Raw genomic sequence first — 13,449 nt, 5'->3', positions numbered from 1 at the left:
CCCCACTTTACATATAAATTTATTCAGCTTCTTTATGTCAGCCTCTGGTGAGATTATTTTCCAGATAAAAAAGCGCACAATTTCTTCACGTGGATATTTCCCGCTGTCCCGTCAGCGTAGGGAAAATCGAGCGATGAACGCATGCCGCGCCGCACCAATGATCCACCCTGACCCCGCCTCGCTGTAGCCGAAAGCGATATCGCGCCTTGTGAAACATTACATAATTCGCAGGGAATTACGCCATTGATGTTTCAGATCAATTACGCCTATAGCGCGAACGGAATGTAGATCATAAATAAGATTTACTTTTCGATTTTCCGTCATACCGCCATTGTTGCGCCATACACCCGGTCTACAGCCCTGATGCAGGCGTTTGTGAAGCACGCGTCCGGACAGAACCTGGCTACTCCCCTGGATAAACATCTCCCCACGAGCGTTGGGGAAATCATTGGTTGACTTTCGCTAACCAGCATCACGTCAAGGTGCGGCTCCGTCACACCACTGGTGTCGACCAGCGTCGATCAACAAATCTGACGAACACATTCCAGTACTCAGGTCGATCCCTTGATCGACCGTCGGGACTTTAAAACGAAAGGAGACAGTTCGATGCAAAGCCGATTGATGACCCTATTGCTGCTTTCTGCAGCTTTGGCCGGTTGTGGAGGTGGAGATAACAGCAGCAGCGTCGCCCCAACACCGCCGAAGCTGCTGACCAACATTGCTGTGCCCAATGCCTCGAGCCCACCATTCAGTTTCGACATCGGCTACGTCGAGGCCGGCAAGTACTTTCTTTCCGACCGGAATAGCAAGGCCGTCGATGTCGTGGACACTAAATCGAACACATTGATCGCGCAGATTCCCGGCCCGTTCACCGGCGCTGGCGCGACGACGGACGAGTCCGGGCCCGATGGAATTGTGGGTATCACCGGCACGCATACGATCTACGTCGGCGACGTCGACTCGATCAAGGTGATCGATACGGATGCGCAAAAGACGGTCAACACGATAGTCATCAGTAGTTCCGGGTCGCGGGTCGATGAAGGCTGCTACGATCCCGACGATCATCTCGTGATGTACGCGAGTCCCGGAGACTCGCCGCCGTTCGTCACGTTCATTTCGACACTGACGCAAACGGCGGTGGCAAAGCTTGCTTTCAATGGTTCGTCGGGACTGGAAGCATGCGTATATGATCCCGCCTCGAAGAGTTTTTTGATCAACAATGACGGGACCGCCGCCAATCCCGCTGGGGAGCTCGATGTCATCACCGCGAGCTCGGCGGCGGCTGGGAATCCTGCTGTCGGCAAATCGTTTCCGCTAGGAAAGTGCGGACCGACCGGAATCGTGCTGGGCCCGAACAACGACGTGCTCATTGGATGCGATCCGCCTGCCGGGAATCCGCTCATCTCGCTGATCATGGATCGCGCAAGTGGCGCAATCCACGCCACCCTGCCGTTTGGCGGAGTGGACCAGGTCAATTACGATCCGACTTCCAACCGCTACTTCCTGCCTGCCCGGCACTTCGTGACGGGAGGCACCGCTGCCGCTTCGGGATTTAATCCGCAGATGGGCGTCGTCGATGGAACGTCGCGGCAGCTGCTTCTTGCGATTCCTGTGGGCACAGGCGCGCATTCGGTTGCCATCGACAGCACGCTCGGGCAGGTCTACGTGCCCTTTCAGGGCGGCGCGGCGGGATTCCCCACCGGTGGAATTTCGGTATTCTCAACCCACTAGCCGTTCCGTTGAGCGGTCGATCAACGAAGAGACATCAGCGCGCAGACCACTCGCACCGGAATGCGCAACCCGTCGGGTTGCGCATTCCGGAACGTCAGGGGTGACTGTCTTTTATCGTCGCTGGAACGGCCACTCGCAAACCGCGTTTAGATGACTCGAACTGGGCCGGCTCCTGTCCCACGCGGCGGACGCATCTTGACCCTCAAGAGCCATTCGTCCGTTGCAATCGAATGTCTCATAAGCTGTTATGAGCAGCCCGACAGGAACCGATACTTTCGGCTCCTGGCATTCCACCTTCATCGAAAGCCGGGCGTATCAGCCCCGCTGATCATCCAGCAACATCCACATGCTTTCGCCGCGCTTTTATCGCCGCGTTGACGTGAGGTGCCCCGGCGCCGATGCTCGACTCCCTGACCACGAGTTCAGGCACCGCGAAGTATTGCACCGGCGGCTTCTGATCTTCAGATGTCTCGCCCAACCGGGCCAGCAATGTCTCGCTTGCAATGGTACCAAGCTTGTCCGCGCCCGCGAACAAGGTCGTCAAAGGCGGATTTGTATGTTCAGCTGCGACGACGTTGTCACAGCCGACGACCGCCAGAGCCTTACCCGCGCGCTTCCCCATTCTGTCGAGTTCGTGCAGCACGCCGATTGCAACCTGATCGTTGTAGCAAACCACGGCCGTCGGCCGCGGCTTCATGTCAAAGATCGCACGGACCGCGTCACGCCCACCTTCCGGCGTCAAAGTGACATCGACGATCCAGTCATCGTCGACGGGCAGTGAGTGCTTCTTCATGGCCGACAGGTAGCCCTGCCTGCGTTGATTAGCGACCGCATACCCCTTCCGGTTGCCAGCGAAAGCGATGCGCGCATGTCCTTGCCCAATCAGGTGCTCGGTAGCCAGCGCAAATCCATAGCTGTTGTCGACACCGATGGTATCGACGTCGGGCCCCATCGGACGCATGACGAGCACGAGCGGAATTCCCCACGACTGAATTTCGGCAGGCAACTCATCCGGCGTCCCCAGCGCAGGAGACATGATCAAGCCAGCGACATTCTGCTCGCGCATGGATCTCAGAACCCTCGTCTGAGTTTCGAGGCTCTCGGCAGTGTGCGCCATGAGCGTCGTATACCCGGCGTGGGCAAGCACGCGCTCGATTGCCACCAGCAATTCCACAAAAAAAGGATTTGTCAGATCGTTGATCACCATCCCGACGGTCGTGCTGCGCCTTCCTCGCAGGGTGGCCGCCCCGCGGTTGTACACATAACCGAGCGCGCGAGCTGCCTCGCGCACCTTTTGCGCGGTCTCGGCCTTGATACGTGGACTTTCCTGCAGAACGAGCGACACCGTCGACTTCGATACGCCAGCGGCGGCGGCTATGTCCTGTATGGTCGGACCGGGTTTCATGTTGCTTCGCACAATTGGAACGTTCCAAAAAGTGTTTGACAGCGTGAAATCAGTCTACTACAGTTTGTTGGAACGATCCAACGAATAGAAATTGGAACGTTCCAATGGAGAGACACATGACAGCAACAGTCCGCTGGGCGCTGATCGGCGCCAGCACCATCGCCGACGAATGGATGGTAGAAGCCTTCCGTTCCCAGCCGGACGGCGAGATCGCCACGGTGGTCAGTGGCAACGCGGAGCGCGCACGCGCGTTCGCTGAAAAGCACGCCATCCCGTCACACTCGGCGGACCTCGACGCAGTACTCGCGGACCCGGGCATCACCGCCGTCTACATCAGCAGCACCAACGAGAAACATCTGCCGCAAGTGCTCGCGGCGGCGAAAGCCGGCAAGCACGTGCTGTGTGAAAAACCCCTCGCGCTAACGGAAGACGATGCTGCGCAAATGATCGAGGCGTGCGCGTCACACGGCGTGAAGCTCGGCACGAACCATCATCTGCGTTGCGCGGCGACCCACCGGAAGATGCGCGAACTCATTCGCGCGGGCGCCGTCGGCACGCCCCTCTTCGTGCGTGTCTTCCACGCGGTCTCTTTGCCGCCGCATCTGCGCGGCTGGCGTATCGAGCGGCCCGATGCTGGTGGCGGCGTGATTCTCGACATCTCCGTTCATGACATCGACACGCTGCGCTTCCTGCTCGACGACGAGCCAGTTGAAGTCAGCGCAATGACCTCGGCGGGAACGATGTCGACGGCGGGACTCGCAGACGGCGTGATGGCAATCGTGCGCTTCAGGAACGGCGTGCTCGCACAACTCCACGATGCCTTCACCGTGCCGTACGCGCCCACGGGGCTCGAAATTCACGGCACGGCCGGTTCCCTCTTCGCCAGGGACGTGATGACGCAGCGCCCGACCGGCGAGATCACGCTGCGCTCGGCAGAGGGCACGCGGGAAATCGAAGTCGAACATCGCGACCTGTATCGCGTCGCCGTCGCGCAATTCCACCGCTCCATTTTTGAAGAGCAAGAGCCCGCCGCTACGGGTATCGACGGCTACCGCTCGCTCGTCGCCGCGCTGTCGCTCGTGAAGTCCGCCGAGGCAGGCGGACACGTCACGGTGCCGTCGCGTTTTGCCGAATAAAAGTTTGAGGAGATTGACTGTGCGTTCCAGCAAGGTTGTTTCATTGGCTCACGCAGCGAGCCTGATCAACGATGACGACATCGTCACCGTGAGTTCATCGAGCGGTCTGGGCTGTCCCGACGCGATGCTCGCCGCCATCGGCGCCCGCTTCGCGGAACAAGACCACCCGCGCAATCTGACGATGCTGCATCCGATCGCGGCCGGCGATATGTACGGCATCAAGGGCATCGACCACATCGCGAAGAAAGGCTTGATCCAGACGATCATCGCCGGCTCATTTCCGAGCGGCCCTTCGAGTCTGCCGATGCCCGATATCTGGCATCTCATCACTGACAATGACATCCGCGCGTACAACCTGCCGAGCGGCGTGTTGTTCGACATGCATCGCGAAGTCGCGGCGAAGCGTCCCGGCGTGCTGACCAAGGTTGGACTCGACACTTACGTCGACCCCGACCGCCAGGGCGGAGCAATGAACGCGCAGGCCGCCGACCATCCGATCGTCGAAAAAGTCACGTTCGCAGGTGACGAGTGGCTGCACTACAAAAACTTCGTGCCGCGCGTCTCAATCGTGCGTGCAACGACAGCCGATGAACGCGGCAACCTGTCGTTCGAACACGAAGGCGCACTGCTCGGTGGACGCGACCAGGCGCTGGCCGCGCGCAATAACGGCGGCATTGTGATCGCGCAAGTGAAACGCGTTGTGAAGGCCGGTTCGCTGCATACGCAGCAGGTGCACATTCCGTGCAATCTCGTCGACTACGTGGTCGTCGATCCCGAGCAGAAACAGACGACACAGATCGAATACGACCCGGAAATCAGCGGCGAAGTGAAGCTGCCGGATAGCGCATTCGCCTTCGCCGAGTGGCACACGGACAAGGTCATCGCACGGCGCGCGGCGCTGGAACTTGCGCAGAACGATGCGGTGAATCTGGGCTTCGGCATCTCCGCGAACGTGCCGCGCATCCTGCTCGAAGAAGGCTATCGCGACGACGTGACGTGGGTCATCGAACAAGGCGCGGTCGGCGGCGTGCCGCTGCTTGGTTTCGCCTTCGGATGCTCAGGCAATGCCGACGCAATCATGCCTTCGCCTTCGCAATTCGTGTACTTCCAGGGCGGCGGTTTCGATGTATCGCTGCTGTCGTTCCTGCAGGTGGACCGCTTCGGCAACGTGAATGTGTCGAAGCTGCCGAGCAAGCCGTATCTCACTGCGGGATGTGGCGGCTTCATCGACATCACGACGCATGCAAAACGTGTGGTCTTTAGCGGCTATTTCACGGCGGGCGCCAAGATCGAAGTCGGCGATGGACAGCTGAAGATCGTGAAGGAAGGCAAGAAGAAGTTCATTGCCGACGTGGACCACGTGACGTTCAGTGGTCGCATGGGTCGACAGCGCAATCAGGAAGCGCTGTACGTCACGGAACGCTGCGTGATCCGGCTCGGTGAGGCCGGCCTCGAAGTGATCGAGATCGCACCGGGCATCGCTCTGCAAAAGGATGTGCTCGATCAATGCGATTTCGAGCTGGCCGTCTCCCCTTCCCTGAAGACGATGGATGCGGCCATTTTCACGGACGCTCCGTTCGGTCTGAAGCTGAAGGAGGCTCGCCATGGCTGATCGGCAACTGATCCAGATCGAGAAGACGAACGCCGTTGCAGTCGTCACGCTCAACCGGCCAGACAAGCTCAATGCGCTGACGCCGGAGATGCTCGAACAACTCGAAGCCGCTGCGGCGCAACTCGAATCGGACGCAGGCGTGCGCGCCGTCGTGCTGACAGGTGCAGGTGAGCGCGCATTCTGCGTGGGCGCTGACATCAACCAGTGGTCGGCACTTGCGCCGCTCGACATGTGGCGCGTATGGGTCTCGCGCGGTCATCGCATTTTCGACCGCTGGGCAGCGTTGCGTCTGCCCGTAGTCGCGGCGATCAACGGTCCCGCTTTCGGCGGTGGCCTCGAACTGGCCGCAGTCGCGGATGTGCGGGTTGCCGACCCGGCTGCCACGTTCGCGCTGCCCGAAGCCAGCATCGCGACCTGCCCGGGCTGGTCCGGCACGCAACGTCTGGTTTCGCTGGTTGGTCCGAGCCACGTGAAATCGCTTGCGCTCACCGCGCGGCGCATCGATGCGCAACGCGCCTACGCCATCGGCCTGATTGACGAAATCTCCACGCCGAAAGAGGCGGTTACCGCAGCTATCGCCATTGCCGAAAAGATCGCGACGCTCGCCCCCGTCTCCGTACAACTGACGAAACAACTGATCAACGCCGCCTCCGGATTCGGAGCCGGTGCAACCCTGGAAGCCATGGCGGGCGCATTGTCCGCGTCGACGCACGACGCCCGCGAAGGCATGACCAGTTTCCGTGAACGGCGCCCGGCGCAATACGAGGGTCAATGAGATGACGTACGACACTGCAATTCCAGCTGCAACTGTGCTTCTGACAAGCGATAAAACAACTGCGCACGAAGCCTTCAACGGCCGCATGTATATCGACGGAGCGTGGACGGAATCAACGGACAAGCAACGCTTCGAGCGGCACAGTCCCGCGCATGGCCATGTTGTCAGCTCGTTCCCTGAAGCGACGCCCGCAGACGTCGAGCAGGCCATCAAGGCCGCCGATGTCGCCTTCCGTCACGGTCCGTGGCCAAAGCTCAAGGGCGCGGAACGTGCGCGCATCCTTCTCGCGATCGCTGATGGGATCAAGGCGCGCGTCGACGAGATGTCGCTGCTTGAATCGCTCGAAACGGGCAAGCCGCTTGCGCAGGCGCGCGGCGAAGTCTCCGGTTGCGTCGATCTCTGGCAATACGCAGCGAGCCTTGCCCGCACGACAAGCGGCGACGCCTACGACACGCTCGGCGAAGACATGCTCGGCATCGTGCTGCGCCAGCCGATCGGCGTCGTCGGACTGATCACGCCCTGGAATTTCCCGCTGTGGATTCTTTCACAGAAGCTGCCGTTTGCACTCGCGGCAGGCTGCACGTGCGTCGTCAAGCCAAGTGAGCTGACGTCGAGCACGACCGTCATGCTGATGGAGATTCTCGAACAGGCCGGCGTGCCGGCGGGCGTCGTCAACGTGGTGACGGGTAAAGGTCCGTCCGTCGGACAGCCGCTCGCCGAGCACGACGCCATCGACATGCTGTCGTTCACCGGTTCGACGCGCGTCGGCAGCCTGCTCGGCGGGCTCGCATCGAAGAAGCTGAAGAAGGTTGCGCTCGAACTCGGTGGCAAGAATCCGCAGATCGTCTTCCCCGATTGCGACTGGGACGCGATGGTCGATGCCGTCGTATTCGGCGTGTACTTCAACGCCGGGGAATGCTGCAACAGCGGCAGCCGCGTGCTCGTGCACGAATCGATTGCGGAGCGCTTTGCGCAGGCGGTCGTCGAGCGGGCGCGTCAGGTGCCTGTTGGCGATCCGCTGCATCCTGAATGCAAGATCGGCGCGATCGTCAGCGAGAACCAGCTGGTCGAGATTCTCGGCAACATCGACAAGGGCGTCGCGGCAGGCGCGCGCCTGCGCCTGGGCGGCAAACGCTATGTCGCGAACGGCCTTTATCTGGAGCCGACGGTCATCAGCGATGTCGCGCCCGACATGAGCATCGCCCGCGAAGAAATCTTCGGCCCTGTGCTCGCGATCATCCCCTTCTCCGACACACAGCGCGCGATCGACATCGCCAACGACACAGCCTATGGACTCTCCGCCGCTGTCTGGAGCAACGACATCAACACATGCCTGACCGTTGCACGCGGCGTCGATGCGGGCACGGTGTGGGTCAACACCTTCCTCGACGGCTATCCCGAACTGCCGTTCGGCGGCTTCAAGTCGAGCGGCGTGGGACGCGAACTCGGCAAGCAGGCCGTCGAGGACTACACGGAAACGAAGACGATCCAGCTTCACATCGGAGAGCGCAAGAACTGGTGGCTGCCGCGCCCAGCCGCCTGACCACGAATCCACCCAGATCACACCACTGCATGCCCGCCGTGGGGTCCACAAGAAAGCCCGCCAAGAGAGCGTCATCAAGGAGACAAAAATGTTCAAGAAGCGTATTGCTGCAATTGCAGTCGGCCTCGTTGCCTGCCACGCGCTGTCCGCTAACGCGGCCGACACGAAAACCGTCGAAGTCATGCACTGGTGGACTTCCGGCGGCGAAGCGAAGGCACTTGGTGTCCTCAAGGACGGCCTGAAAAAAAAGGGCTATGCATGGAAGGACAGCCCGATCGCGGGCGGCGGAGGCGAAGCCGCGCGCACCGTACTGAAAGCGCGCGTCGCATCGGGCAATCCGCCTGATGCGATTCAGATGCTCGGCTTCACCATCCCCGAATATGCGCAGGAGGATTATCTCCAGAACCTCGATGCCGTCGCATCGAAGGAAGGCTGGGACAAGCTCGTTCCTGTGCCGATCCAGAAGTTTTCGAAAGTCGATGGTCACTGGGTCGCCGCGCCTGTCGATGTGCACCGCACAAACTGGATATGGGCGAACAAGAAGATCTTCGATCAGTTGAAGCTCACGCCTCCGAAGACTTTCGACGAACTCGTTGCCGATGCCGACAAGATCCGCAAAGCGGGCTACGTTCCGCTCGCCCACGGTGGCCAGGCGTGGCAGGAAGCGACGATCTTCGACAGCGCCGTGATGTCCGCGGGCGGCCCGAAGTTCTATCAGCAGGCGCTCGTCAAACTGGACCCGGGCGCGCTCGGCTCGAAGACGATGGAAAAAGCCTTCGACCAGATGCGCGCGTTGCGCGGCATGGTTGATCCAAACTTCCCGGGCCGCGACTGGAATCTCGCCACGTCGATGGTGATCAACGGTAAGGCCGCGATGCAGATCATGGGCGACTGGGCCAAGGGCGAGTTTGCATCGGCCGGCAAGCAGCCGAACGTCGACTACCTCTGCTTCAACTATCCGGGAACAGACGGCGACTTCATCTTCAACACCGATCAATTCGCGGGCTTCAAGAAGGGCGACGCAAGTCTTCCAGGCGAGTATGCGTTTGCGTCGACCATCATGGACAAAGGCGTACAGGCGAAATTCAACCAGCTCAAAGGATCGATTCCTGCGCGGCTGGATGTGCCACAGGACGGCTTCGACGAATGCGGCAAGAAGTCGATGAACGACATGCGCGCTGCGATCAAGTCCGACTCGATGGTGGGTAGTTTCGCGCACGGACATGCGATGCCCGATGGTCCGAAGAACGCCGTCTATGACGTCGTCACGCACTTCTTCAATTCGAACCAGTCGTCTGCGGATGCCGTGAAGGCGCTCGTCGCGGCAGTGAAGAACTCGCAGTAAGCCAAATGGTCCTCATGCGGACGCGGCATCAAAGCCGCTGTCCGCGAGGCCCGTCATCTCCGACGGTAGGTGTTGCCATGCTATTGCACAATCGCGCCCACGGGGCGACCACGCTTGAAGATCTGAACAACGGTTCGGGCCACAGCCCGACGCAAAAGCGATCGTCGTTGCGAAACCGCTTCGAAGCGGTTCTGCCCAAGATCGTACTCGGCCCGACGCTGATCATCACGCTGATCTTCGTCTACGGCTTTATCGCGTGGACAACGGTGCTCTCGTTCACCCGTTCACGCGCCTTTGCGAACTTCCACTGGGCTGGTCTGCTCCAGTACGGCCGCGTGTGGGAGCACCCGCGCTGGCATGTGGCGATCGGCAACCTCGGCATCTACGCATCGCTCTATGTCGTGCTGTGCATGGGGATCGGCCTCGGTCTCGCGATTCTGCTCGATCAGCGGATTCGCGCTGAAGGCGGATTGCGGGCACTCTTCCTTTATCCGATGGCGCTCTCGTTCATCGTGACGGGCACCGCATGGAAATGGATTCTCAATCCGGGACTTGGCCTCACCAAGCTGTTCCATGACTGGGGTTGGACGAGTTTCCAGTTCGACTGGATCATCAACGACGACATGGCGATATATACCGTCGTCATCGCCGCTGTCTGGCAGGCGTCCGGCTTCGTGATGGCGATGTTTCTGGCTGGATTGCGCGGCATCGACCAGGAGCAGATCAAGGCCGCGTCGATCGACGGCGCACGCATGCCGGCCGTCTATCGCCGCATCATCATTCCGCAGCTTCGGCCGGCCTTCATATCGGCGTTCGTGATTCTCGTGCACCTCGCGGTCAAAAGCTATGAACTTGTCATTGCATTGACGGGCGCTGGTCCCGGCTACTCGACCGAACTGCCGTCCACGTTCATGTACTCGTTCACCTTCACTCGCAACGAACTCGGCATGGGTGCGGCAAGCGCGGTGATGATGCTCTGCACTGTGGCCGCCATCATGGTGCCCTACCTCTACTCAGAAATGAGACCCCGCCGGAAGAGCGGTGGCCATTGAACTCAACCGTTAGCCTTTAGGAGACAACAATGGCTACCAGGACATGGGACTCACCACAGATGGTGGTGGGCAAGCATAACTACGTCTCACGGATCGTCATTTATTCGCTGCTGGCGATTGTGGCCGTGGTTTATCTCGTACCGCTTCTCGTGATGTTGCTGACATCGTTCAAGTCGCTGCCCGAAGTCTATTCGGGCAATATCCTCGCGCTGCCCCACCAGTGGACGGTCGAAGCGTGGCAGAAGGCGTGGGGCTCGGCCTGCGTGGGACTCGAATGCTCCGGTGTAAAAGGCTTCTTCTGGAATTCCTTCCGGATGGTCTTCTCTGCCGTTGCGATCTCCACCCTGCTCGGCGCATTGAACGGCTACGTACTAACCAAATGGCGCTTCAGGGGCGACAACCTGCTGTTCGGCCTGATCCTGTTCGGATGCTTCATCCCGTTCCAGATCGTGCTGATTCCGATGGCGTCGTTCCTCGGCAAGGTCGGCCTTGCGCAATCGATCAGCGGCCTCGTGTTCGTGCATGTCGTCTATGGCCTGTGCTTCACGACGCTTTACTTCCGCAACTACTACATTGCGTTTCCCGATGAACTCGTAAAAGCCGCGATGATCGACGGTGCGCGCTTCTTCCGTATCTTCTTTCGCATCCTGCTTCCCAACTCGGTGCCCATCATCACGGTCACGGTGATCTGGCAGTTCACGAATATCTGGAACGACTTCCTGTTCGGCGCTTCATTCACGACGGGCAGTACGGCGCCCATCACCGTCGCGCTGAACAACATCGTGAACACGTCGACCGGCATCAAGGAATACAACGTCAACATGGCCACGGCCATGATCGCCGCACTGCCGACACTGCTCGTCTATGTAATCGGTGGTCGCTACTTCGTACGCGGTCTGATGGCCGGTTCGGTCAAGGGGTAAATCATGTCTTCTCTGCACGTATCCAATGTTCGCAAAGCCTACGGCTCGACCGAAATCCTCAAGGAGATCAACATCGATGTTGAAGATGGCGATTTTCTCGTCCTCGTCGGACCATCGGGCTGCGGAAAATCGACGCTCCTCTCGCTGATTGCCGGACTCGACACGCTCTCGGGCGGCGAGATCCGCATCGGCAACGACAAGGTCAACGACCTGCATCCGAGCGAACGCGACATCGCGATGGTTTTTCAGAGCTATGCGCTGTATCCGAACATGTCCGTCGGGCAGAACATCAGCTTCGGTCTGGAAATGCGCAAGGTATCGAAGCCTGAGCGCGAGAAAGCTGTACAAGACGCCGCCCGTCTACTGCAGATTGAGCACCTGCTCGATCGGCGTCCAGGCCAGCTGTCGGGTGGGCAGCGTCAACGGGTCGCAATGGGCCGCGCGCTGGTGCGTCATCCCAAGATCTTTCTGTTCGACGAACCGTTGTCGAATCTCGATGCAAAACTTCGCGTCGACATGCGCACCGAGATCAAGAAGCTGCACCAGCGCCTGGGCGCAACCATCGTCTACGTCACGCATGACCAGATCGAAGCGATGACGCTCGCCACGCGTATCGCGGTGATGAAGGGCGGCGTACTGCAACAACTCGGCACGCCGGCCGAAGTTTACAACACGCCCGCTAACACATTCGTCGCGACCTTCATGGGTTCGCCGTCGATGAACCTGATTCCGGCGAGCATCGAGCGCGCGAATGGCGGGCTGCACCTGAAAGTGGGCGAAGGCCAGAAGGCGATCGATCTCGCGTTGCCGCCGCAACCGGCTGCCGTCGACCGCTACGTCGGCAAGACGGTGCTCGCGGGGCTGCGCCCCGAAGCGATCGGCGTAGAGAACGAGCGCGCCGCATCGGCGTTGCGCACCGTGCCGGTCACGATCAGTGTCCTTGAACCGACTGGCCCCGACACGCTTGCCGTGCTCGATCTCGGCGGGATGGAGGTCTCCGCGCGACTCGGCGCCGACATGCCGCACGTGTCCGGCGAACAGTGCGAATTGCGCGTCGATCTGTCGAAGCTCGTGCTGTTCGACGCCGACACGGAAGTCCGGATTCACTGAGCCCCCAGCGCAACGACGGATGGTGTAGCCATGAGCAAGATAGCTGGAAAGTTTCCTGCCGCACTGGTAACGGGTGCGCGACGCGGCATCGGCCGGTCGATCTGCGTCGCCCTCGCGCGGCGCGGTTTCGACATCGTGCTGACGGATGTCGTGAAGGACGAGGACGCCACGACGACCTGCGCGCTCATTCGCGACGAAGGCCAGGACGCGTTGTTTATTCAGAGCGATCTCAGCGACGTCGCTTCGCATGCAAGCGTGGTCGAAGAAGCCGTGCGTTTCAAGGGAAGTATCGAATGTCTTGTCAACAACGCAGGCATCGGTTCACCGAGCCGCGGCGATCTGCTCGACGTGTCGCCGCAAGCGTTCGACTCCGTGCTGGATGTCAATCTGCGCGGCACGTTCTTCATGACTCAGGCGGTCGCTCGCCACATGAGTTCGACGAGCTCGAACAGCGCTCGCTCGATCGTGACGGTTTCGTCGGTGTCGGCAGACATGGCATCGCCCGAGCGGGCCGAGTACTGCCTGTCTAAATCCGCGCTGCCGATGATGACGCGCCTGTTTGCATTGCGGCTTGCGGGCGCAAATGTCGGCGTGTTCGAAGTGCGACCAGGCATCATCCGCACGCCGATGACATCAGGCGTCGCGGAGAAATATGAAGCGCGCTTCCGTGAGGGCCTGGTGCCCGCCGGTCGCTGGGGCGAGAGCGACGAAGTGGGCCAGGCGGTCGCGACGCTTGCCGACGGTTTGCTGCCCTTCGCGACGGGCAGCGTGGTCAACGTGGATGGCGGTCTGTCCATCCCCGCATTCTGAGTCGACT

Annotated in this window: 11 protein-coding genes; 10 read left to right on the top strand and 1 reads right to left on the bottom strand. The window is 60.4% G+C overall.

From position 1 onward, the window contains the following. Positions 1-564: 564 nt before the first annotated feature. Positions 565-1,731, top strand: coding sequence for a hypothetical protein (locus P3T16_RS16395; RefSeq protein ID WP_429343062.1), 1,167 nt, complete (start codon positions 565-567; stop codon positions 1,729-1,731). 328 nt (positions 1,732-2,059) lie between these two features. On the opposite strand, the gene P3T16_RS16390 is transcribed toward P3T16_RS16395, so the two are convergent. Beyond that, positions 2,060-3,136 (bottom strand): LacI family DNA-binding transcriptional regulator, encoded by a 1,077-nt coding sequence (locus P3T16_RS16390; RefSeq protein WP_429343061.1) that lies wholly within the window; start codon positions 3,134-3,136, stop codon positions 2,060-2,062. 116 nt (positions 3,137-3,252) lie between these two features. Here P3T16_RS16390 and P3T16_RS16385 point away from each other — a divergent pair, with 116 nt between their 5' ends. The 9 genes from P3T16_RS16385 (at position 3,253) to P3T16_RS16345 (ending at position 13,442) form a co-directional block, all read left to right on the top strand. Then, complete coding sequence (locus P3T16_RS16385) at positions 3,253-4,272, top strand: Gfo/Idh/MocA family protein (protein WP_429343060.1); 1,020 nt, start codon at positions 3,253-3,255, stop codon at positions 4,270-4,272. Positions 4,273-4,291: 19 nt separating this feature from the next. Next, positions 4,292-5,884 carry an acyl CoA:acetate/3-ketoacid CoA transferase gene (locus tag P3T16_RS16380; RefSeq protein ID WP_429343059.1) on the top strand — a complete coding sequence of 531 codons (1,593 nt, stop codon included), beginning with the start codon at positions 4,292-4,294 and terminating at the stop codon, positions 5,882-5,884. Then, complete coding sequence (locus P3T16_RS16375; protein ID WP_429343058.1) at positions 5,877-6,659, top strand: enoyl-CoA hydratase/isomerase family protein; 783 nt, start codon at positions 5,877-5,879, stop codon at positions 6,657-6,659. The genes P3T16_RS16380 and P3T16_RS16375 overlap by 8 nt, the downstream gene beginning before the upstream one ends. A 1-nt stretch (position 6,660) precedes the next feature. Next, complete coding sequence (locus P3T16_RS16370) at positions 6,661-8,202, top strand: aldehyde dehydrogenase family protein (RefSeq protein ID WP_429343057.1); 1,542 nt, start codon at positions 6,661-6,663, stop codon at positions 8,200-8,202. An 88-nt stretch (positions 8,203-8,290) separates the two neighbouring features. Continuing rightward, on the top strand, positions 8,291-9,547 hold the full coding sequence (locus P3T16_RS16365; RefSeq protein WP_429343056.1) for an ABC transporter substrate-binding protein: 1,257 nt from the start codon (positions 8,291-8,293) through the stop codon (positions 9,545-9,547). 77 nt (positions 9,548-9,624) lie between these two features. Further along, positions 9,625-10,599 (top strand): carbohydrate ABC transporter permease, encoded by a 975-nt coding sequence (locus P3T16_RS16360; RefSeq protein WP_427479921.1) that lies wholly within the window; start codon positions 9,625-9,627, stop codon positions 10,597-10,599. Positions 10,600-10,658: 59 nt separating this feature from the next. Beyond that, positions 10,659-11,522, top strand: a complete 864-nt coding sequence (locus P3T16_RS16355) for a carbohydrate ABC transporter permease (RefSeq protein WP_429343186.1) — start codon at positions 10,659-10,661, stop codon at positions 11,520-11,522. Between the two features lie 3 nt (positions 11,523-11,525). Next, positions 11,526-12,632, top strand: coding sequence for an ABC transporter ATP-binding protein (locus P3T16_RS16350; protein WP_429343055.1), 1,107 nt, complete (start codon positions 11,526-11,528; stop codon positions 12,630-12,632). Positions 12,633-12,662: 30 nt separating this feature from the next. After that, positions 12,663-13,442 (top strand): 3-ketoacyl-ACP reductase, encoded by a 780-nt coding sequence (locus P3T16_RS16345; protein WP_429343054.1) that lies wholly within the window; start codon positions 12,663-12,665, stop codon positions 13,440-13,442. Positions 13,443-13,449 lie beyond the last annotated feature (7 nt).

This window comes from Paraburkholderia sp. GAS42 (assembly GCF_050436565.1).
In the GTDB taxonomy this organism is placed as follows: domain Bacteria; phylum Pseudomonadota; class Gammaproteobacteria; order Burkholderiales; family Burkholderiaceae; genus Paraburkholderia.
The sequence above is the reverse complement of the archived record's forward strand: the minus strand, read 5'-3'. Positions and strand labels throughout refer to the sequence as shown.

What these genes read in the sequence shown, in the direction of transcription:
- P3T16_RS16365 (WP_429343056.1), top strand. Translation starts at nt 8,291, where the DNA reads ATGTTCAAGAAGCGTATTGCTGCAATTGCAGTCGGCCTCGTTGCCTGC.
- P3T16_RS16375 (WP_429343058.1), top strand. Translation starts at nt 5,877, where the DNA reads ATGGCTGATCGGCAACTGATCCAGATCGAGAAGACGAACGCCGTTGCA.
- P3T16_RS16370 (WP_429343057.1), top strand. Translation starts at nt 6,661, where the DNA reads ATGACGTACGACACTGCAATTCCAGCTGCAACTGTGCTTCTGACAAGC.
- P3T16_RS16350 (WP_429343055.1), top strand. Translation starts at nt 11,526, where the DNA reads ATGTCTTCTCTGCACGTATCCAATGTTCGCAAAGCCTACGGCTCGACC.
- P3T16_RS16385 (WP_429343060.1), top strand. Translation starts at nt 3,253, where the DNA reads ATGACAGCAACAGTCCGCTGGGCGCTGATCGGCGCCAGCACCATCGCC.
- P3T16_RS16390 (WP_429343061.1), bottom strand. Translation starts at nt 3,136, where the DNA reads ATGAAACCCGGTCCGACCATACAGGACATAGCCGCCGCCGCTGGCGTA.
- P3T16_RS16355 (WP_429343186.1), top strand. Translation starts at nt 10,659, where the DNA reads ATGGTGGTGGGCAAGCATAACTACGTCTCACGGATCGTCATTTATTCG.
- P3T16_RS16360 (WP_427479921.1), top strand. Translation starts at nt 9,625, where the DNA reads ATGCTATTGCACAATCGCGCCCACGGGGCGACCACGCTTGAAGATCTG.
- P3T16_RS16345 (WP_429343054.1), top strand. Translation starts at nt 12,663, where the DNA reads ATGAGCAAGATAGCTGGAAAGTTTCCTGCCGCACTGGTAACGGGTGCG.